We start from the raw sequence: 20,434 nt of genomic DNA, 5'->3' as shown, positions 1-20,434 counted from the left end.
CCGCAGAGGTGTTCAGCGTGAGGGAAAACGGGGCCTTGGAGAAGGGCCGTGAGAGTTTTACGCGGCGGGAATGGAAGGCCGCGCACGGGTACCTTGCGGCGGCGCTGGACGAGGCGCAGCCGGACGGATCAGACCTGTTGAAGCTGGCCATCGTCGCCTATCTGCTGGGCCGCGATGCGGAAAGCCGCGAAAGCCTCGAACGCGCATACCATTCCCACGTGGCCGCCGGACGGTTTTCCGAGGCGGTCCAGGCCGCATTCTGGCTGGTGCTGCAATTGGTCCTCGGCGGCGGCGCAGCCCAGGCACACGGGTGGATCGCCAGCGCCAGGCGGCTGTTGCCGCGCTGCCCGCCCGACTGCGCCGCACAGGTGCTGATGCTGGTCCCGGAGACCCTTTTCCGGCTGGAATCCGATCCCGGGTCCGCGCTCGCCGGGGCGACCACGGTGCTCGAGGCCGGGGAACGGCTGGGCGACGCGGACCTGCTGGCATTCGGCACCCTCGCGCGAAGCCAGGCCCTGATCCGGCTGGGACGGATTGCCGAGGCCCTGCCGCTGATCGACGAAGCCATGCTGGTGGTCACCCGCGATGCGGTGTGCCCGATCGCCGTGGGCATCGTCTATTGCGCCGTGATCTCCGAGTGCCGGAGGATCTTCGATGTGCCGCGGGCCCGGGAGTGGACCGATGCCCTGGGCGCCTGGTGCGACCGCCAGCCCGACTTGGTCCCGTACCGCGGGCAGTGCATGGTGCACCGTGCCCAGCTGTTGCGCCATCGCGGGGAGCTGGAGAGTGCAGCGGCGGAGGCAGCCCGGGCCGCGGACCGGCTGGCCCGGCCCCGGCACCCGGCATTGGGCACTGCCCACTACGAGCTGGGCGAACTCGAACGGATTCGCGGCGCGGCTGCGGAGGCAGAACAGCACTACGAGTTGGCGCACGGCTTCGGCGTCTCGCCGCAACCCGGATTGGGACTGCTGCGCCTGGCCCAGGACCGGGGTCGGGAAGCCGCTGCGGCACTGGAACGCGCCCTGGCCGAGTCCTCGGCCGCCACCGACCGGGCGCGGCTGCTTCCCGCGGCCGGGGAAGCGCTGCTGGCGGTCGGCCGGCTCGACCGTGCCACCGAGGTGGCCCGGGAACTGGCCGGAATCTCGCACTCCTTCGGATCGGTCCAGTTGCAGGCCGAGGCGCTGTGCCTGCAGGGAAGAATCCTGCTGGCACGAAAGCGTCCCGAGGAGGCACTGGCGCTGCTCAGCCGCGCGCGGGAGCAGTGGTCGGCACTGGACATGCCCCTGGAGGTGGCATTCACGCGGCTGCCGATGGCCGAGGCCTGCCGGTTGCTGGGGGACGCCGAGGGTGCCCGGATGGAGCTGGGTGCCGCAGGTGCGGCCATGCGCGAGTTGGGTGCCGTCGCCGCGACAGTCCGGTTCGACAAGGCGATGAAGGTCGATCCTGCAGCCGGGCCCGGGGTGTCGGAGGCATCGGCGCGGGGGAACGGCGGGCGGATTTCCGCTCGTGAAACCCAGGTGCTCCGCCTGGTTGCCACCGGGATGACCAACCGCAAGGTGGCCGAGACGCTGTTTCTCAGCGAGAAGACGGTCGCCCGGCACCTGAGCAACATCTACACGAAGATCGGGGTGGCGAACCGGGCAGCTGCCACCGCGTACGCCTATGACCGCGGCATTGCCGCAGGCGCCGGGAGGAAACGGGCCACGGACGGCGGAAGGCATGGAAACCCCTAGCGCGGCGGGCCGTTGTGCGACCCGGGGGCACCGCGGCCTGTCCAACGTCCCGGTGCCCCCGCAGCATGTGGCGGGTCTGGGTGCCGCCCTGCTGCTGGGCCGGAGAGGTGCGGCAGCAGGGCGGCATCCCACACCTCTCCGGGCAAGGGCCGCGGGGGTGGTGCTGGCAGGTACGGGCGTGCTGCTTGCCGTGACCGCCTGGCGGGCGGCACGCCCGGTTCAGTTGGCACACCCGCAGGCGCTGGTGGTCTCCGGGCCCTACCGCCACAGCCGCAACCCGATGTACCTCGCGTGGGTGCTGCTCCACGCCGGCATCGGCACCGCGGCGGGCAGCGGCTGGACAGCGCTGACCCTCCCGGCCGCCGCGCTGTTGGTGCACCGGGAGATCCTTGGCGAGGAACGCCGGCTTATCGAAGAATTCGGGAGCCTGTACGCGGACTATGCGGCCCGCACACCGCGCTACCTGCGCCTGGGCACTACACAGAACGACCCATTTGGCCGGGATGGGTGATTCGGCCGAAGCCGTCCACCCCCTCGCGCGTCTAGCCTCGGTACCAAGACCAATCGGGAACAAACCCAGGAGGACGTCATGGGCACCGAAACAGTTGACACGCTGGTGATCGGGGCAGGCCAGGCCGGGCTCGCCACCAGCTATTGGCTCAACCAGGCAGGCATCGGGCACGTGCTGGTTGACCGCCGCCAAACCCTCGGCGGCGCGTGGCAGGACCGCTGGGACAGCTTCCGGCTGGTCACGCCGAACTTCGCTCTCCAACTGCCCGGCATGCCGTACGAGGGGCCGGACCCGGACGCCTACCTGGGCCGTGATGCCGTCATCGAGCTGTTCCGCGGCTATGCCGGACGGATTCAGGCACCGGTGCGGCTGGGCATCGAGGTGACGGGGCTGGCGGTGGCCAATGGCGGCTTCCGCGTCGAAACCACTGAAACCGCGTTTGCGGCGCGCCGGGTGGTGCTGGCCACCGGCCCCTACCAGGTGCCGCGCCTGCCGGAGGTCGCGGCGGCGTTCCCCGGCACCGTCCTGCAGCTGCACAGCAACGGCTATCGGGAACCCGGCCAATTGCCCGCCGGCGCGGTGCTGGTGGTCGGGAGCGGGCAGTCCGGAACGCAGATCGCCGCCGAATTGCTGGCAGCCGGCCGCCGCGTGCACGTGGCGGTGTCCTCCTGCGCCGCCGCCCCGCGCAGCTATCGTGGCCGGAACCTGTACTGGTGGCTCATGCAGATACTGATCCAGGGCCCGAAGCTCGGCATGCAGGTGCCCACGGTGGAGGACCTGCCCACCCCGGCCGCCCGCTTCGGCTGCCATCCGCACCTGGTCGAGGATTCCCCGCGCCGCCTGGCCGAACGCGGTGCGGTGCTGCACGGGAAGGTCCGGGGGGTTGAGGGTTCCACGGTGCGGTTCGCCCAGGACGTGGCCGGGCAGGTGGCCTTCGCCGAGGCAGACTTCGACGTCCGCTTCCGGCCGATGTTCGACGCCTATGCAGCTGCCGTCGGGCTTGACCTGCCGCAGGAACCGCCGGACACCGGACACGGGCCGGTTCCGGAGGGGGAAGCCAGCGTGGATCTGGACGCGGAAGGGATTTCCGCGGTGGTGTGGGCCACCGGCTACCGGCTGGACTTCTCCTGGCTGGGGCTGCCGATCCTCGATGACTGGGGCTACCCGCTCCACCGGCGCGGCGTCACCGTCCAGCCGGGGCTCTACGTGATCGGGCTGCCGTGGCTGCATGCCGAGCCGTCGTCGGTGATCCCCGGGGTCGGCGCCGATGCCGCGCACCTGGTCCGGGAGATGGTCGAGGCCGGCTGACCGGCCGGCGCGGGGGGACTACCTCCTCAGCTCAAAGCGGTCGGCGTCCATGAGCTTGGCCCAGGCAGCGGCGAAGTCGAGCGCGAACTTCCCCTTCGCGTCGTCCGAGGCATAGGCCTCGGCCAGGGCGCGCAGCTCGGAGTTCGATCCGAAGACCAAGTCCACGCGGCTGCCGTTATAGCGGCCGTCGGTGGTGGAGAAGGTCTTCTCTTCGGCGTCCGGCGTCCATTCCAGGCCCAGCTCCAGGAGGTTCGCGAAGAAGTCGTTGGTCAGCGCGCCCGGGGTGTCGGTGAAGACGCCAAGGTTCGAGCCGTCCCAGTTGTTGCCCAGCACGCGCAGGCCACCGAGCAGCACGGTCATCTCCGGGGCGGAGAGGCCCAGCAGGTTCGCGCGGTCGATCAGCAGGTACTCGCTGGGCATCTTCAGGAGGCCCGAGTCGTAGTTGCGGAACGCATCGGCGACCGGCTCAAGCCACGCGAATTGCTCCGGATCGGTCTGTTCCTGGCTGGCATCCACGCGGCCCGGGGTGAACGGGACGGTGAGTTCGTGTCCCGCGGCCCGCGCGGCCTGTTCGACGCCCACGTTGCCCGCCAGCACCACCACGTCGGCGAAGGAGGTCTTGACCATGGAGCTGGCGTTGAACCGGTCGACGATGGCCTCGAGCGTGGCGATGACGTCCCTGAGTTGCGCGGGCTGGTTCACGGCCCAGGACACCTGTGGTTCCAGGCGGATGCGGCCGCCGTTGGCGCCGCCGCGCTTGTCGGAGGAACGGAAGGTGGAAGCGGCCTTCCATGCGGTGGAGACCAGTTGCCTCACGCTCAGCCCCGAGTCGGCGATGAGTGCCTTCAGCGCCGCGATCTCCGCGTCGCCCAGCGTCGCGGCCGGGGCGGCGGGGAGCGGATCCTGCCAAATGAGGTCCTCGGCCGGGACCTCCTTGCCCAGGTAGCGGGACTTCGGGCCCATGTCGCGGTGGGTCAACTTGAACCAGGCGCGGGCGTACGCGTCGGCGAACTTCTCCGGCTTCTCCATGTAGTCCCGGGAAATCGGGCCGTAGATCGGGTCAAGGCGCAGGGAAAGGTCGGTGGTGAGCATGCGCGGTTCGCGGCGCTGCTCCGGGTTGTGGGCCATCGGGACCGTGCCTGCGCCGGCACCGTCCTTCGGGCGCCACTGCTGGGCTTCGGCGGGGAGAGGAACATTTCCCACTCGTAGCCGAAGAGGATCTCGAAGAACTCGTTGTCCCAGCGGGTCGGGTGGTAGGTCCAGGTGACCTCAAGCCCGGAACCGATGGTGTCGTCGCCGTGTCCGCTGCCGTGGCCCGACTTCCAGCCCAGGCCCTGCAGCTGGAGCGGTGCGGCCTCCGGGTCGGGACCCTTGTGGGACTCGGCCTCGGCACCGTGGGCCTTGCCGAAGGTGTGCCCGCCGGCGATCAGCGCGACCGTCTCCTCGTCGTTCATGCCCATGCGGCGGAAGGTCTCGCGGATGTCGACGGCCGCGGCCAGCGGATCGGCCAGGCCGTCCGGACCCTGCGGGTTCACGTAGATCAGGCCCATCTGGACCGCCGCCAGCGGGGCCGCAAGGTCGCGGTCACCGGTGTAGCGCTCGTTGTCCAGCCACACCTTCTCCGGGCCCCAGTACACGTCGTCGTCGGCCTCCCACACGTCGGGCCGACCGCCGGCAAAGCCGAAGGTCCTAAAGCCCATGGTCTCCATGGCCACGTTGCCGGCCAGGATGATCAAGTCGGCCCAGGAAATGGACTGGCCGTACTTCTTCTTGACCGGCCAGAGCAGGCGGCGGGCCTTGTCCAGGTTGACGTTGTCCGGCCAGGAGTTCAGCGGGGCGAAGCGCTGCTGGCCCGACCCGCCGCCGCCGCGCCCGTCGTGGCTGCGGTAGGTGCCGGACGAGTGCCAGGCCATGCGCACGAAGAGCGGGCCGTAGTGGCCGTAGTCGGCCGGCCACCAGTCGTACGACGTGGTCATGGCCGCGGCGAGGTCCGCCTTCACTGCGTCCAGGTCCAGGGCCTCGAAGGCCTCGGCGTAGCTGAAATCCGCGTCCAGTGGGTTGGAGACCGGGGTGTTCTTGGCCAGGATCCCCAGGTTGAGCCTGTTCGGCCACCACTGGGCATTCGCGTTGCCGGGAATGGTGTGGGCGCCGCCGTGGGGAACGGGGCACTGGTCGCTCGTGGTTTCAGACATGGCTACCTTCTTAGGTTGACTTGTCGGGTTGGGGTACCGGGGCCCCGGCAGGCGGCTTAGGCATCGCCGGAGGAGCTTGGTGGTTGTCGCCCATGCAGGTACGGTGGCGGCTGGTGTTCCCGTGCCGTTGGCAGTCCAGCACGGCACCAAGGTGGAGCGCCCGCTTCAAGGAGCCGTACGCGGCCGGGCGTGGCTCCGGGCAGCGCTCCCGGTGGTCGGCAACGAGGACGGCATCGGCATTGGCACGAGGCTTGGCGCAGACCGCGGCGAGTCGCAGGGGCATCATGTTCATGGACGCCTCGCGCGACACTGGCTCGAGCTCAACCGGTCTTGTCATGCTCAACTTTTCCGCTGGTCTTCAACTGGCCCCGACGGGAGCGGTTTCGGACTGAATTATTTCGTGGAACCCCGCATCACGGCGTGCGGTCCGGGCGGGCGGGGCACCCACCAACAAGCCTAACTGCCACTCGTGCCATGCGCTACGGCTACAGCGGCGCGGTGGCGCCGAATGGCTGCACCCCCTTCCCCGGCAGGGGGAAAGAGGGCGGCGGCGAACGGGGCCCGGGCCTCGAAGCACGTCGGGAAACGCAGCAGTCCGCTGCGTTTCCCGGCGCGCGAAAGTTGCCTAACGCTCGCAGATTTCCTTGATTTCAGCGATGCACGGCTCGTTCTGCAGGCTGGTGGTGTCGCCCAGGGTGCTGCCCTCGAAAAGTTGGGTCAGCAGCCGGCGCATGATCTTGCCCGAGCGGGTCTTGGGCACGTCGGGAACGAAGACGATGTCGCGCGGCTTGGCGATGGGCCCGATCTGGGTTGCCACGTGGTTGCGCAGCTCGGCGATGAGGGCCTGCTGCCTGGCCAGCGCCTCGCCGGCCAGGTCCGTTCCAACCACCGACTTGTCGAAGGGCACCACGAACGCGGTGGCAGCGTGGCCGGTCTTGGCGTCGGCGGTCGGGCAGACCCCGGCCTCGACAACCGCCGGGTGGGTGACCAGGGCGGACTCGATCTCGATGGTGGAGAGCCGGTGTCCGGAGATGTTGATGACATCGTCCGTGCGGCCCAGGATCCAGATGTCCCCGTCGGCATCGAAGCGCGCGCCGTCCCCGGCCAGGAACCAGCCCTGCTGCGCGTACTTCTCCCAGTAGGAGGTGTAGTAGCGCTCGGGGTTTCCCCAAACGGTCCTGGCCATGGACGGCCCGGTCTTGGTCAGCACGATGTAGCCCTGCAGGTTTTTCTCCACCGTTTGCGCGGCATCGTCGACGATGTCCACCGCCACGCCCGGCAGCGCCCGGGTGCCGCAGCCGGGCTTGAACGCGGTGTCGTCCTGGCGCGGGGAAAGGATCGTCGCGCCCGTCTCGGACTGCCACCAGGTGTCGACCATCGGGATGCCGGACTCGGTGTCGCGCCCGATCTGGCCACGCAGCCAGCGCCACGCCTCCGGGTTCACTGCCTCGCCCACGGTTCCGGCCAGCCGGATCGAGGACAGGTCGTAGTCGGCCGGGATCCCCTCGGGGAACCAACCCATCAGCGAGCGCACCAGGGTGGGCGCGGTGTAGTAGCTCGTGACCCCGTAGCGCGCGATGATCTCGAAGTGGCGGCCCGGGTGCGGGGCGTTGGGCACGCCCTCGTAGATGACCTGGGTGACGCCGTTGGACAGCGGCCCGTAGATCTCATAGGTGTGCGCGGTGACCCAGGCCAGGTCGGCCGTGCACCAGTGGACATCGTCCTCGCGCTTGGCCGGATCCGGGTGGGAGAAGAGGAACTCGTGGCTCCAGGAGGCCTGCGTCAGGTAGCCGCCGGTGGTGTGGACCAGGCCCTTGGGCTGCCCGGTGGTGCCGGAGGTGTACATGATGAACAGCGGGGTCTCGGCGTCGAAGGCCTCCGGGGCGTGTTCGGTGCTCGCGGTGTCGACAGTCTCGTGCCACCACACGTCCCGGCCCTCGACCCAGTTGATGTCGGTGTGCCCGGTCCGGTTGATGACCAGCACGTGCTCGATCGCGTTGTCCCCGGAAACGGCCTCGTCGGCGTGCGCCTTGACCGGGACCGAGGTGCCGCGGCGGAACTGGCCGTCGGTGGTGACCAGGAGCTTGGCGCCGGTGTCCTCGACACGGAACTTCAGCGCCTCGGCGGAGAAGCCGCCGAAGACCAGCGAATGAACCGCGCCGATGCGCGCGCAGGCCAGGGTGATGACGATGGTTTCGATGAGCACCGGCAGGTAGATGACCACGCGGTCGCCCTTGCCAATGCCGAGTGCCTCCAGCGCATTGGCGGCCCGGGATACACGGTCCTGCAGGTCCTGGTAGGTGACGGTGGTCCTGTCCCCGGGCTCGCCCTCGAAGTGCAGGGCAACCTTGTCGCCGCGGCCGGCCTCCACGTGCCGGTCAACGCAGTTGTAGGCGGCATTGAGCTTGCCGCCCTCGAACCAGCGCAGTTCGGGGCCGCGCCTGGCCGCCTGGTCGACACCGGTGCTGGTGTGGATGGTGTGCCAGTCCTCGGACCAGCTCAGGCGCCGCGCGGCGGCGTCCCAGAATGCGAGCCGTTCGGCTTCGGTCAGGGAGGCTTCGTTGGCGATGTCAGTCGTGACGGGGTGCAGGGTTTCAGTCATTGTTTTCTCCATTGCTCCTGGCAGTAGCACCGGTCTCGGGGAGGTGCTTGTTGCGGCGTCGTGACGCCAGAAATCTGGGCCGCTCGAAACGGGTGGTTGGTTGCCCTTAGGCCCAGCGCCTGACTGCCCAGCGTTCAGCCAGGCCCACCAGTGCATCGGTGGCCTTGCCGATCACTGCCAGCAGGATGATTGCCAGAATCAGTCTGTCGATCCGGCCGTTGTTCTGTGAATCGGTGAGCAGGAAGCCAAGCCCCATGGAAGATGCGATCAGTTCCGCAGCCACCAGGAAAAGCCAAGCCTGTGCCAGGGCGAGCCGGAGGCCGGAAAATATGGCAGGAACCACGGCAGGCAGCTGGATGGTGGTCAGCAACTTGATCCCCTTGAGGCCAAAGGCACGTCCGGCCTCGATGAGGTTCTTGTCCACATGGCGTAGCGCCAGGTACACGGTGGTGAACACCGGGAAGAAGGCGCCGATGGCAATCAGCGTGATTTTCGAATCTTCACCGATCTTCATCCACAAGATCAGCAGGGGAACCCAGGCCAGCGACGGCACCGCACGAATGGCTCCAATGGTGGGGCCCAGCAATGCGTCGGCGAGCCGCGACAGTCCAACCAAGGCGCCAAATCCAAGCCCAAGCACCGCGCCAATGGCGAAGCCCACCAGGACGCGTTGGGTGGAGATGCCGATGTGCGTGCCAAGTTCCCCGCGCCCGATCAGGTCCACTGCGGCCGAGTACACCGACGTGGGGGATGGGAGCTGTGCGGAGGTGACCCAGCCGAGGGAGGTGGCGCTCTGCCACAGCACGAGGACAAGCAGCGGCACCAGTGCGCCGAGCCCGATGCGGCCCAGTGTCGAGCCCGGGATCCGGGGCCCGCTTGCACTGGCTGGCGTCGTTTCCTTGGTGTTGAGGGAAAAATCGGCAGACATTACGAACCCTTGACCTTCGAAGCGTCGGCCTTTTTGGCGAAGGAATCATCGATGAGGGAATCAAGAGCCGTGTCGACCTTGGCCTGGCTGGTGACATCGCCGGTCTCGACAAAGATCGGTCCCACGACCGTCAGGACGTCGACCAACTTTTGGCCGGGCACCGCGGAGACATCAAGATTGGAACGCTCGAGGATCACCTTGTCGGCAACCGGTGCTTCCAGCCCTGCCACGTCGGCCAGGATTGTCGCGGTTTCCTTCTGGTTCTTGGCGGCCCATTCGCGGGCCTTTTCGTAGGAGTCCACCACGACCTGGGCGATTTCCGGGGACTCCGCCAGGAAGGATTCGTTGGCGTTCAAGGCACCGTAGGTGTTGAAATCCAGGTTGCGGTAGATCAAGCTGGCGCCGTTCTCCTCCGCGCCGGCCATGATCGGGTCCAATCCACTCCAGGCATCCACGGAACCGTTTTCCAGGGCGGCGCGGCCATCGGCGTGCTGGAGGTTCTCCACGGTCACGTCATCCGGGCCGAGACCTGCCTGCTCCAGGGCCTGCAGCAAGAAGAAGTAGGGGTCGGTACCCTTGGTGGCGGCGACCGATTTGCCCTTGAGTTCGCTCACGTCCTTGATGGGTGAGTCCTTGGCAACAACCAGGGCGGCCCATTCCGGTTGCGAGTAGATGTCGATGGTCTTGATCGGGGAACCGTTGGACCGGGCCAGCAGGGCGGCGGAACCCGCGGTGGATCCCACGTCGATTGCCCCCGCGCGAAGCGCTTCGTTGGCCTTGTTCGAACCGGCCGACTGCACCCAGTTGACGGTGACGCCCTGTTCCTTCAGCGAGGCTTCCAGCCATCCCTTTTCCTTGAGCACCAGGGACAACGGGTTGTAGGTGGCGAAGTCGATGTTGAGGGTCGTGGCTTCCGCAGCGCCCGAGCCCTCGCCGGCGCAACCGGTCAGCAACGCGGTGGCGGCAACCAGCGCGGAGGTGGCAATGAGAGTGCGGCGTGAGAAAAGGTTTCGGTTCATGGGTGAATTCCTTGAATGGGTGAACGCACGACAAGAAGGACGCTCGTTCAGAAGATGCGAGTGGTGTGAAGTGACGGTGCTTGGGTGCCGGTTTAGTGGCGGTGTGCGTCAACGCCGAGCGATGCAAGAAGTGAGCTGCGCATTCGGCCGAGGCTTTCATCGTTGCGGTTTCGCGGACGTGACCCCGGGACCGTGAGGAGCTGGGTGACGGTTGCGGCTGTTGCGCCGTCCGGGCGTCCCAATACGACGATGCGGTCGGCTAACTGCAGTGCCTCGTCAACGTCGTGGGTGACCAGCAAGACCGTGGTCGGGTACGCGCTGTGGATGTCCAGCAGGAGATCCTGCATCTTCAAGCGGGTCAATGCATCCAGGGCGCCGAACGGTTCGTCCAGGAGCAGGACGCCGGGGCGTCGGGCCAGGGCCCGGGCGAGCGAGACGCGCTGGGCCATGCCGCCGGAGATTTCCCTCGGGCGCAAATCGCTGTAGGCATCGAGTTCCACGAGTTCGAGCAGCTCTGCGATGCGTGCCGCACCGGTGGTGCGGTCGGTGCCCGCCGGAAGGCCCAAGGAAACGTTGTTGGTCACGGATTTCCATGGCAGCAGGCGTGGCTCCTGGAACGCCACCGCACAGCGGGTGTCCAGTCCGTTGACAGCGGTGCCGTCGATCAGGACCTGCCCGGCGGATGGCTGGTCCAGCCCGGACACGGATCGGAGCAATGTGGACTTGCCGCAGCCGCTTGGGCCGAGGATTGCCACGACTTCTCCCGGGGTGACCTCGAGGTCGACATCGTGCAGCACCTCGCGACCGCCGAAGCTGCGGCCAACGCCCTGGAATGTCACGCGAAGCGCGTTGCTGGAAACACTTGTCGGTGCGACAAACGTCGGGTGGTCAAGCGTGGAAGTCATGATCTCTCCATCGGACTGGCGGTAGCACCGGCCTCGACGAGGTGGTTGCTGCGGCGTCATAGAGCCAGATCTCTCGGCCGCTCGGGATGGGTTATGACCTCCATCAAAGTCGATGCGGCGTCATAGGAGCAAGCCCGCCGTAATGTAACCGAATGTTCGACGAGGTGGAATTTAATGACCATGCGTCGAATTATCTACGGAAATCTACGGGACTTTCGATCATTCAACTTGTGGTGCTTTGGAGGTTTCGGGCAATCGGATCCGGTCTGGGGATCGTCCGTGTGGACCCCGGGATCTCGCGCACATGCTTGCCAAGGGTCGTGTGGGTCATTTGGTTCCGCGGCCTCCAACCGTGCACCCACCGTCGTCGAACGAATGGCTGGTGGAATGCCGGTGCGCCGGTGCTTCGCCCCTGCCCCGGCGGGCAGCGAATCCCCTTTTGCCCTGTGACGCAACCGTCAATTGTGACGAAGCGGGTTGTCACCGCTTCGCCGAGGCGTGTAGAAATATGACCAACAACCATCCAGAGCGGCCGAGAGATCTGGCTCCATGACGCCGCAGCAACCCCTCCCCTTAATTGGGCGGTAGGTGCTCACGCCAGAACCGATGGAGAGAATTCATGGCTGTCGATTCCTTTGCACATGCACACGCTGTCGAAGCGGACCCCAACATCTTTGGTGCCGTCAACCTCGACGCATTTACCGGCGACACCCCGGCCCGGCACCTGCTCAAGCTCACTCCGGGCGTTCCCCGTAATGGGCACTATGACGAGTTGGCCGCGATCTTCCGCCCGGTCTTCGCCAGGATCGCCTCCGGGGCCAGTGAGCGCGACGCCAACCGGACCCTGCCCTTCGAACCGGTTGGCTGGCTGAACCGGGTGCGGTTCGGGGCGCTGCGCATCCCCGTCGCCGAGGGCGGCTACGGTGCCAGCGTGTCCGACTTGTTCCGCCTGCTCATCGAACTGGCAGAAGCCGATTCCCAGGTGGCACATCTGTGGCGCTCGCACATCGGCTTCGTCGAATCCGTGTTGCAGCTGGAAGACGATGCCTTGCGCCACCGCTGGGTCGAGCGCATCGTGGCCGGACAAATTGTCGGCAACGCCTACACCGAGCGCGGCGGAAACCGGCTGGGCACCCTGAACACGACCATCGCCAAGCAGGGCGAGCGCTGGATCCTCAACGGCGAAAAATACTATTGCACCGGCACGATCTACGCGGACTGGGTGGCAGTCGCCGTGGCGCACCCCGCCCGTGCCGGCAGGCAGATCGCCGTGGTTTCCACGCAGCATTCCGGCGTCAAGATCCTTGACGACTGGGACGGATTCGGGCAGCAGCTCACCGGCACCGGCTCAACCACGTTCGAGAATGTCCCGGTGGACACGATCCTTCCCGACGAGCAGCAGGTCAACGACCCGGAATCCGCCATCTTCCAATTGGTGCTCCTCGGGGTCCAGGCGGGAATCACGCGCGCCGTGCTCAACGACATGCGCTCCTCGGTCCAGGCCCGCACCCGAAGCTTCAGCACCGGGACCGGTGTTCCGGTGCGCGAAGAACCCCAGGTACTGCAATTGGTCGGAGAGGTCTCCGGCACCGCATTCGCGGTCGACTCCATCGTCCTGGCCGCCGTGGCGGAGATCGAGGTCGCGCTGGCCGATGCATCGCTCAGCCCGGCCGAGCGGTTCGCGGTGTGTGAACTCGCCGCGGACAGGGCCCAGGCGGTCGTCCAGCCGCTGGTGCTCTCCGCGGCGACCAAGCTCTTTGACGGACTGGGTGCCTCGGCAACCGCCAAGGGATGCAACCTGGACCGGCACTGGCGCAACGCGCGCACCGTTGCCACCCACAACCCCGCGATCTACAAGTCTCGCATCATCGGCGACTACGAGGTCAACGGCACGGCGCCCCAGCAGCTCAACGCCATCGGCGACGTGGGTGCCACCCAGGCAACCGGCATCCCGTAGAACAACACGAGCCCCACATCAACTTGATCCGCACAACACCGGATCCGCAACTCCCAACACCTCGCGAAGGATAAACATGAGCACGACTCCCGCCCCACGCCAGATCCGCTTCAACGCCTTCGACATGAACTGCGTCGGACACCAGTCCCCGGGACTGTGGAAGCACCCCAAGGACCAGTCCGCCAGCTACAAGGACCTGTCCTACTGGACCAACCTGGCCAAGACCCTGGAAAAGGGCAAGTTCGACGGCATCTTCATCGCCGACGTGCTGGGCACCTACGACGTCTTCGGCGGCTCCAACGAGGTGCCGCTGCGCACCGGCGCCCAGGTCCCGGTCAACGACCCGCTCATGCTTGTCTCCGCGATGGCCGCCGTGACCGAGAACCTCGGCTTCGGCGTCACCGCCAGCACCTCCTACGAACACCCGTACCCTTTCTCCCGCCGCCTGGCGACCCTTGACCACCTGACCAAGGGCCGCATCGGCTGGAACGTCGTGACCGGCTACCTGCCCTCCGCCGCCCGGAACATGGGCCAGGAAGACCAGCTTGAGCACGACGAGCGCTACAACCACGCCGACGAATACCTCGAGGTCGTGTACAAGCTGCTCGAGGGTTCCTGGGAAGAAGACGCCGTGGTTCGCGACGCCGAGCGCGGTGTCTTCACCGACCCGGCCAAGGTCCACGAGATCAACCACGAGGGCAAGTACTTCAAGGTCCCGGGCATCGCCATCACCGAGCCCAGCCCGCAGCGCACCCCGGTGATCTTCCAGGCCGGAACCTCCTCGCGCGGCATGCAGTTCGCCGCGGCAAATGCCGAGGCAGTCTTCGTCACTTGCCCCACCAAGGACATGCTCAAGGCCACGGTCACCAAGATCCGCGACGCCGCCGAGGCGGCCGGCCGTGGACGCCACGACGTGCGCATCTACACCATGCAGACCATCATCACGGACGTGGATTCCGCCGCCGCGCAGGCCAAGTTCGAGGACTACAAGTCCTACGCCGACATCGACGGCGCCCTTGCGCTGATCTCCGGCTGGATGGGCGTGGACCTGTCGACCTACGGCCCGGACGACGTTATCGGCGACAACGTGAAGTCCAACGCCATCCAGTCCACCGTGTCGATGTTCCAGCAGGCCAGCGGCGATTCGGGCAACCCGTGGACGATCCGCCAGCTGGCCGAGTGGGTGGGCGTTGGCGGCTTCGGACCGATCACCGTCGGCTCGCCGACCGAGGTCGCCGACAAGCTCATCGAGTGGGTCGAGGACACCGACGTGGACGGGTTCAACCTGGCCTACGCCATCACCCCGGGCACCTTTGAGGACATCGTGGAGTTCATCGTTCCCGAGCTGCAGGCACGCGGCGCCTACCCGACCGAATACGTCGAGGGCACGCTGCGCAACAAGCTCTTCGGCAAGGGCGACCGCGTCCAGGACTCCCACCGCGCGGCGAACTACCGGTTCTCGAACGCCGAGGTCAAGTAGCCGGGAGTAACTCCCGCACGAGTTTCGGGCGGCGGCGCACCATGAGGTGCGCCGCCGCCCGGGCCGTTTAAGGGGCCGTGAACGTTCGGGACGGCCGGCAGCCTGAGACCAGGAAAGAGAGTCAGCCGCCATTTGCCCAGTCGATGAGTTCCGGGGCATGAATTTGTGCACATTATCAACATGACGCCCCGGTGAAGCAAGGCCAGGATTTTTTGCGCTTCACATTCAGTCTTATGACGTTCCGTGAAGCAAAAACGACACCTGAGCAGCTCTCTACGTCGATTTGTTTCATGGTGAGCCGCATTCTGTTGGTTCTGTCGAAGATTCTGCGACACACTGGAATTGTTCGAGGGCGGGAAGCGCCCCCACGGACGCACACCATCCAGAGCGGCTGAGAGACCTGGCTCGTTGACGCCGCAGCAACCACTCCCCTCATGGGGATCCGGTGCTACCGCCAGGACCGATGGAGATAGCCAAACTCTGCGCGGTCCGCCGAATGCTGTCATGTCTTGGACAGGTATTCGACTGATTAGCCATGTCGCGGCGTTCCTCGGGTGAACCGAGAAGGAATGAATCATGGGCAACACCAAACCACCTGCGAAGCGACGCCTTCGCGCCGGCCTCGGCGTCAAGATCCTTACCGTGCTTTCCGTGGCCACGCTGGCACTCAGCGCCTGCGGATCGGGAACCCAAACAGCGGGAAATGCAGCCGGCCCGGTAAGCAACGATCCCGTCCAGGGCGGAACCTTCGTGTATGCGGAAGTAACCCCGATCAACAACTGGCAGACCCAGGCCGCACGCTTCTACGAGAAGGCCAATGTGCTCAATAGCGTGTTGGACCGACTGACCTATTTCGACGCGGCAACCGGAAAGCTCGTTGGCTGGATAGCGTCGGATTTCACCGCCAACAAGAACCAGACCGAGTTCACCTTCACCATTCGTGACGGCGTGAGTTTCTCGGACGGAACGGCGCTCGATGCCAAGGCCGTCAAGGAAAACCTGGACGCCCTGGGCAAGGGCATCAAGAGCGCACAGATCGCACCCAACGTCGACTTCGCCGCCTTCAAGTCCGCCGAGGTCGTAGGAAAAAACCAGGTCAAGGTCACGCTCAAGACCCCCGACGCCAACTTCCTGCGTGCCACATCGTCGGTCACCTCGGGCCTGGTTTCCCCTGAAACCTTGACGTTGGACAATGCCGGCCAGTCGGCCATCGCCAACATCGTCGGCTCCGGACCGTTCGTCTTCGAATCCGAGAAGACCGATGAAGAAGTCACCTTCGCCAAGCGCGCGGATTACAAGTGGGCGCCTGAATCAGCGGCAAACCAGGGCGCCGCATACCTGGACAAGCTCGTGGTGAAGTACCTGCCCGAGGTGGCGCACCGTGCCGGAGCGGTCCAAACCGGCCAGGTCGACCTGGTCCGGGGACTTCAGCCCGTGGACGAGCAAACCCTCGCGGGCAGCGGCGACCAGGTGCTGCCGGCCAAGGGAATTGACCTGACCACCAACATGGCGGCAGTGCGCATCGGCAGCGGCAAGCTCGCCGACACCAAGGTGCGCCAGGCGCTCCAGGTCGGCATCGACCGCCAATCCATCAAGGACACGGTGCTGTCGGACAGCTACGTCATCGCCGACTCCGTGCTGAACCACGCGGCCCCCGGGTTCATCGACCTGTCCGCGGATCTGGGCTACAACCCGGAGAAATCCAAGGCGTTGCTCGACGAGGCAGGCTGGGTTGTCGGAGCCGACGGAGTACGCGAAAAGGGTGGGCAGAAGCTGGAAATCACCATCACCAGCTCCAACAACTCCGTGGTCATCAAACCGGCCTTTGAACTCATCGAGCAGCAATGGCGGGAAATCGGCGTCAAGCTCATCAACCGTGCGGCCGACAACACGTTCCTGACCACGGCCATGATCGATCCCAACATCGAGTTCTTCGGAACCCGCCAATTTGCCTACGGCGGACTGGGACCGGTCTTCGGCCCGGAAAACAACACCCAGACCCTGAACGCCGACAGCGAGCTCAACGCGCTGTTCGCCAAGGAACGTTCGGCCACCAGCGAGGCGGAGCACAAGGAACTGGTTGCCGAGGAACAGCGCCAGCTGGTCAGCGAAAAGGCCCTGTCCCTGGTCCTTTGGGACGAAGTCCAGGTCTACGGCGGCAACTCGGATGCGCACGTGGAATTCACCTCCGGCACCGCCCCGATTTTCCAGGGCGCCTGGAAGACCGGAAAGTAGCAACCCCATGGCCGCTTACATCGCGCGACGCATCGGACAAGCTTTGCTGGTCATTTGGCTTGCCTACACCCTGGTCTTCCTGGCCGTGCAGCTGCTCCCGAATGACCCAGTGACGATCTTCCTGTCAGCGGATGCTGCGGCCAATCCGGAAACCATCGCGGCCATGAAGGCGCAATACGGATACGACCAGCCGCTGTTGATTCAGTATTTCAGCCAATTGGCCGGTCTCTTCCGGGGTGATTTCGGATATTCGCTGGCCTCGGGCCAGCCCGTTGCAGAACGCATCGGTGCGGTGGCCGGGTCGACCTTGGTGCTGGCTTCCAGTGCCTTCGTGACTGCCGTGGTGTTTGCGGTTCTGCTGGTCGCTTCGGCCACGTTGGCACGTCGGACGTGGTTGAAGCGGCTCATCATCAACCTGCCGCCGCTCTTCGCGGCAGTTCCCGTGTTCTGGCTGGGCCTGGTGCTCCTGCAGCTGCTCTCCATCCAACTCGGCGTCATGTCGCTTTTCCCGGATGGTTCGTTCGCCTCGATTGCCGTCCCCGTCCTGGTCCTGGCCGTCCACGTCTCTGCCCCGATTGCCCAGGTGCTGCTCAAGAGTGTGGACAACGTTTACGCCCAGCCATTCGTGGACGTGTTGCGTGCCAAGGGCGCTTCGCCGTCATGGATTTTCTTTCGCCACACCCTCAAAAACGCTGCGGCACCGGCCATGACCATCAGCGGGATAACCGTGGGAACGCTGTTGGCCGGCTCGGTCATCACCGAGACTGTGTTTGCCCGGTCCGGCCTGGGCCAGGTGGTGCTTCAGTCGGTCACCGCGCAGGACGTGGCGCTGGTCCAGGGACTCGTGCTGATCACCGCCACGGCCTTCGTTGTCGTGAACCTGGTTGTTGACCTGCTTTACCCGCTATTGGATCCACGGATCCTCAAGAGTGGAACGCACGGGGCACCGCGCGCACTCGTGGCCTAGGAACGAACGGAGAAGAATCCATGAGCATCAAGCTAGAGGAACCGTTGACGAAGGTTGCCGTGCAGCAGTCCGCCCCGGCCGGCACTCTTGCGCCGGTGGAGATCGTGCCATCTTCCAAGAAGAAATCGGGAGCGCTTAGTTCGCCCGTATTCTGGCTGACCTGCGCCCCACTGATCATGGTCCTGGGGTGGGCGTTGGTCCCTTCGCTGTTTAGCGGACTGGACCCCATTAGCGGCGTCCCGGCCGAGAAATTCCAGGCGCCCGGGTTCGCCCACTGGTTTGGCACCGACCACTTGGGCCGCGACGTGTTTGCCCGGGTGGTTCACGGCACCAGCCAAACGCTGTTGACCGCGGGACTGGCGGTGACGATCGGGCTCGTCGCGGGGACCGGGCTGGGGCTGCTGGCGGCAACCGCAGGCCGGGCGGCCGACGCCGTCACCATGCGCCTGATCGATGTCTTGCTCGCTGTCCCGGGCTTCCTGGTCTCGCTGATCATCGTCACGGCATTTGCCCCCGGTCCGATTTCCCTGGGAATCGGCGTGGGCATCGCCTCCATTGCGTCGTTTGCACGCGTGGTGCGTTCCGAGGTCCTGCGCGTTCGCAGCCTGGACTACGTGGAAGCCGCCTTCATGAACGGCGGCACGTATTGGTCTGTCGTTTTCAAGCACATCCTGCCCAACTCCTGCGGCCCCGTTCTGGCCCTTCTGGCGGTGGACCTCGGCGTGGCGATCCTCGCGATTTCGGGCCTCGGCTTCCTCGGATTCGGCTCTCCGCCTCCGACCCCTGAATGGGGTCTGCTCATTTCCGAGGGACGGCAGTACCTCGCTTCGGCATGGTGGCTCACGACCCTGCCGGGCGTGGTCATCGTCGTCGTGGTCATCCTGCTCGCCGGTCTTGGCCGACAGCTTCACAAGATCTTCCGTTTTTAGTCAGGGGAACAGCATGAGCACCATCGACTCGGCACCCACATTGCTGGACATTCGTGGGCTAAGCATTCAATACGGCACCGGCGATGAATCGGTCATCGCCGCAGACCACCTCGACATCGCGCTCAAGACCGGCGAAATCGTTGCACTGGTTGGCGAATCCGGCTCCGGCAAGTCCACGCTGGCAAAGGCCATCATCGGATTGCTGCCGGAATCGGCAAAGGTCCTGGGCGGAACGATCGACCTTGCCGGCGACAACCTCCTGAACCATTCGGCCAAGGAACTGGAAGCCATCCGCGGACGGCGCATCGGCATGGTGCCGCAGGATCCCGGAGCCTCCCTCGATCCGGTGAAGACCGTGGGGTCCCAGGTATCCGAGGTTTTCCGCCTGCACCCGCAAGGGCGCAAGCGCACCAAGGCGGAGTTGCGCCGGGAAGTCCTCAGGCTGCTGGAACTGGTCGGGATCGATCGCCCGGAACAGCGCCTGGGACAGTACCCTCATGAGCTCTCGGGCGGGCTGAAGCAGCGGGTGCTCATTGCCATAGCCTTTGCCCTGGAACCCGAGCTGCTGATTGCCGATGAGCCAACATCCGCATTGGATGTCACGGTCCAACAGACGGTGCTCGAGGTATTTACCAAGCTCGCCCGGGAACTCGGAACCGCAGTCATTTTTGTGACCCATGACTTGGCCGTGGCCACGGACATCGCCGACCGCATCGTGGTCATGCAGCACGGCCGGATTCGCGAGGATCGCCCGGTGCGTGAAATCCTGCATGCCCCGGAAGATGCCTATACCCAGATGCTGCTTACCGAGGCCACTGCCACGGGCAAGGGCGCACAAACCACCGGGCCTGAAGGCGCCATCGAGATGCCGGCCATTGAGGTCCGTGGCCTGACAAAGATCTATGGCAACGGAAAAGCTGAACGAGCAGCGGTGGACAACGTTTCCTTCGCAGTCCGCCCCGGAACCACTTTCTCATTGGTCGGGGAGTCCGGCTCCGGAAAATCCACGACCGCGCGCATGATCATGCGCCTGCTTGAGCCCAGCGCCGGGACGGTAAAGATCCACGGACAAGATGTCACCCACGTGCGCGGAGCCGGCAAGCGCGACCTCTGGCGCAGCCTGCAATTGGTGTACCAAAACCCGGATTCGGCACTGGATCCGCGTTATTCGGTGTCCCGGATCATCAGCGAACCGCTGGAGAACTACAAGGTTGGGTCAAGGAACGAACGCAAGATCAGGGTGGCCGAGCTGTTGGACGCGGTCAACCTGCCCTCGCGCATGGCCTCCCTCGGCGCGAAGGAACTTTCCGGAGGACAACGGCAACGCGTGGCAATCGCCAGGGCCTTGGCCCTCGGCGCCAAGACGTTGGTGCTGGATGAGGCCCTTTCCGCACTCGATGTATTGACCCAGGCGCAGATCCTGGCGCTGCTGGAAGACCTCCAGGTCAACCAGGGGCTGTCATACCTCTTCATTTCCCACGACCTGCACGTCGTCGAGCGCATTTCACACGACGTGGGAGTCATGCGACAGGGGACGCTCGTCGAAGTGGGCCCGGCCTCACAGGTCTTCGGGAACCCCTCCAGCGAGTACACCAAATTGCTTTTGGACTCGAACCCCGGACAGTTGCTGCGCGAGATGGCAAACCGCTAAATCCCGCCAACAAACTT

Annotated in this window: 14 protein-coding genes, 1 pseudogene and 3 riboswitches; of the genes and pseudogenes, 9 read left to right on the top strand and 6 right to left on the bottom strand. The window is 65.7% G+C overall.

The features are described 5' to 3' along the window. The first annotated feature begins 17 nt into the window (after positions 1–17). The 3 genes from KRR55_RS20660 to KRR55_RS09570 all read left to right on the top strand — a co-directional run bounded on the left by KRR55_RS20660 (position 18) and on the right by KRR55_RS09570 (position 3,552). Entirely contained in the window at positions 18–1,733 is a 1,716-nt protein-coding gene (locus tag KRR55_RS20660; RefSeq protein ID WP_217388860.1) for a LuxR C-terminal-related transcriptional regulator, read from the top strand. Further along, positions 1,720–2,244: a methyltransferase family protein gene (locus KRR55_RS09575; protein ID WP_217388859.1), complete on the top strand. Its 525-nt coding sequence runs from the start codon at positions 1,720–1,722 to the stop codon at positions 2,242–2,244. The genes KRR55_RS20660 and KRR55_RS09575 overlap by 14 nt, the downstream gene beginning before the upstream one ends. Positions 2,245–2,322: 78 nt before the next feature. Beyond that, positions 2,323–3,552, top strand: a complete 1,230-nt coding sequence (locus KRR55_RS09570; RefSeq protein WP_217388858.1) for a flavin-containing monooxygenase — start codon at positions 2,323–2,325, stop codon at positions 3,550–3,552. Between the two features lie 18 nt (positions 3,553–3,570). On the opposite strand, the pseudogene katG reads toward KRR55_RS09570, so the two are convergent. The 6 genes and pseudogenes from katG to KRR55_RS09540 form a co-directional block, all read right to left on the bottom strand. Beyond that, positions 3,571–5,744: pseudogene (gene katG / locus KRR55_RS09565) on the bottom strand (catalase/peroxidase HPI). Between the two features lie 10 nt (positions 5,745–5,754). Then, a complete protein-coding gene (locus KRR55_RS09560) occupies positions 5,755–6,081 on the bottom strand; it encodes a hypothetical protein (protein ID WP_217388857.1) in 327 nt (108 codons plus the stop codon). A 288-nt stretch (positions 6,082–6,369) separates the two neighbouring features. Beyond that, positions 6,370–8,346 (bottom strand): acetate--CoA ligase, encoded by a 1,977-nt coding sequence (acs, locus tag KRR55_RS09555; RefSeq protein WP_217388856.1) that lies wholly within the window; start codon positions 8,344–8,346, stop codon positions 6,370–6,372. A 106-nt stretch (positions 8,347–8,452) separates the two neighbouring features. Beyond that, entirely contained in the window at positions 8,453–9,274 is an 822-nt protein-coding gene (locus KRR55_RS09550; RefSeq protein WP_217388855.1) for an ABC transporter permease, read from the bottom strand. After that, entirely contained in the window at positions 9,274–10,293 is a 1,020-nt protein-coding gene (locus KRR55_RS09545; protein ID WP_217388854.1) for an aliphatic sulfonate ABC transporter substrate-binding protein, read from the bottom strand. The genes KRR55_RS09550 and KRR55_RS09545 overlap by 1 nt, the downstream gene beginning before the upstream one ends. A gap of 92 nt (positions 10,294–10,385) precedes the next feature. Further along, the gene (locus tag KRR55_RS09540; protein WP_217388853.1) at positions 10,386–11,198 is read right to left on the bottom strand and encodes an ABC transporter ATP-binding protein; all 813 of its coding nucleotides are present in this window, start codon (positions 11,196–11,198) and stop codon (positions 10,386–10,388) included. A gap of 4 nt (positions 11,199–11,202) precedes the next feature. Continuing rightward, positions 11,203–11,291, bottom strand: a riboswitch (SAM riboswitch). Positions 11,292–11,714: 423 nt separating this feature from the next. Beyond that, positions 11,715–11,811, top strand: a riboswitch (SAM riboswitch). Positions 11,812–11,817: 6 nt separating this feature from the next. Between KRR55_RS09540 and KRR55_RS09535 the strand changes: the two genes are divergently transcribed. The 6 genes from KRR55_RS09535 to KRR55_RS09510 all read left to right on the top strand — a co-directional run bounded on the left by KRR55_RS09535 (position 11,818) and on the right by KRR55_RS09510 (position 20,417). Continuing rightward, positions 11,818–13,155 (top strand): acyl-CoA dehydrogenase family protein, encoded by a 1,338-nt coding sequence (locus KRR55_RS09535; protein ID WP_217388852.1) that lies wholly within the window; start codon positions 11,818–11,820, stop codon positions 13,153–13,155. Between the two features lie 76 nt (positions 13,156–13,231). Beyond that, complete coding sequence (locus KRR55_RS09530) at positions 13,232–14,635, top strand: LLM class flavin-dependent oxidoreductase (RefSeq protein ID WP_217388851.1); 1,404 nt, start codon at positions 13,232–13,234, stop codon at positions 14,633–14,635. Positions 14,636–15,010: 375 nt separating this feature from the next. After that, positions 15,011–15,105: riboswitch (SAM riboswitch) on the top strand. 106 nt (positions 15,106–15,211) lie between these two features. Continuing rightward, positions 15,212–16,870, top strand: a complete 1,659-nt coding sequence (locus KRR55_RS09525) for an ABC transporter substrate-binding protein (protein ID WP_217388850.1) — start codon at positions 15,212–15,214, stop codon at positions 16,868–16,870. A 7-nt stretch (positions 16,871–16,877) separates the two neighbouring features. Further along, the gene (locus KRR55_RS09520; RefSeq protein WP_217388849.1) at positions 16,878–17,837 is read left to right on the top strand and encodes an ABC transporter permease; all 960 of its coding nucleotides are present in this window, start codon (positions 16,878–16,880) and stop codon (positions 17,835–17,837) included. Between the two features lie 20 nt (positions 17,838–17,857). Further along, a complete protein-coding gene (locus KRR55_RS09515) occupies positions 17,858–18,766 on the top strand; it encodes an ABC transporter permease (RefSeq protein ID WP_217388848.1) in 909 nt (302 codons plus the stop codon). Positions 18,767–18,779: 13 nt separating this feature from the next. After that, complete coding sequence (locus KRR55_RS09510) at positions 18,780–20,417, top strand: dipeptide ABC transporter ATP-binding protein (protein ID WP_217388847.1); 1,638 nt, start codon at positions 18,780–18,782, stop codon at positions 20,415–20,417. Positions 20,418–20,434 lie beyond the last annotated feature (17 nt).

The sequence above is a fragment of the Paeniglutamicibacter quisquiliarum genome, from assembly GCF_019084045.1.
GTDB lineage: Bacteria > Actinomycetota > Actinomycetes > Actinomycetales > Micrococcaceae > Paeniglutamicibacter > Paeniglutamicibacter quisquiliarum.
The sequence above is the reverse complement of the archived record's forward strand: the minus strand, read 5'-3'. Positions and strand labels throughout refer to the sequence as shown.

What these genes read in the sequence shown, in the direction of transcription:
- KRR55_RS09575 (WP_217388859.1), top strand. Translation starts at nt 1,720, where the DNA reads ATGGAAACCCCTAGCGCGGCGGGCCGTTGTGCGACCCGGGGGCACCGC.
- KRR55_RS09570 (WP_217388858.1), top strand. Translation starts at nt 2,323, where the DNA reads ATGGGCACCGAAACAGTTGACACGCTGGTGATCGGGGCAGGCCAGGCC.
- KRR55_RS09560 (WP_217388857.1), bottom strand. Translation starts at nt 6,081, where the DNA reads ATGACAAGACCGGTTGAGCTCGAGCCAGTGTCGCGCGAGGCGTCCATG.
- acs (WP_217388856.1), bottom strand. Translation starts at nt 8,346, where the DNA reads ATGACTGAAACCCTGCACCCCGTCACGACTGACATCGCCAACGAAGCC.
- KRR55_RS09550 (WP_217388855.1), bottom strand. Translation starts at nt 9,274, where the DNA reads ATGTCTGCCGATTTTTCCCTCAACACCAAGGAAACGACGCCAGCCAGT.
- KRR55_RS09545 (WP_217388854.1), bottom strand. Translation starts at nt 10,293, where the DNA reads ATGAACCGAAACCTTTTCTCACGCCGCACTCTCATTGCCACCTCCGCG.
- KRR55_RS09540 (WP_217388853.1), bottom strand. Translation starts at nt 11,198, where the DNA reads ATGACTTCCACGCTTGACCACCCGACGTTTGTCGCACCGACAAGTGTT.
- KRR55_RS09535 (WP_217388852.1), top strand. Translation starts at nt 11,818, where the DNA reads ATGGCTGTCGATTCCTTTGCACATGCACACGCTGTCGAAGCGGACCCC.
- KRR55_RS09530 (WP_217388851.1), top strand. Translation starts at nt 13,232, where the DNA reads ATGAGCACGACTCCCGCCCCACGCCAGATCCGCTTCAACGCCTTCGAC.
- KRR55_RS09525 (WP_217388850.1), top strand. Translation starts at nt 15,212, where the DNA reads ATGGGCAACACCAAACCACCTGCGAAGCGACGCCTTCGCGCCGGCCTC.
- KRR55_RS09520 (WP_217388849.1), top strand. Translation starts at nt 16,878, where the DNA reads ATGGCCGCTTACATCGCGCGACGCATCGGACAAGCTTTGCTGGTCATT.
- KRR55_RS09515 (WP_217388848.1), top strand. Translation starts at nt 17,858, where the DNA reads ATGAGCATCAAGCTAGAGGAACCGTTGACGAAGGTTGCCGTGCAGCAG.
- KRR55_RS09510 (WP_217388847.1), top strand. Translation starts at nt 18,780, where the DNA reads ATGAGCACCATCGACTCGGCACCCACATTGCTGGACATTCGTGGGCTA.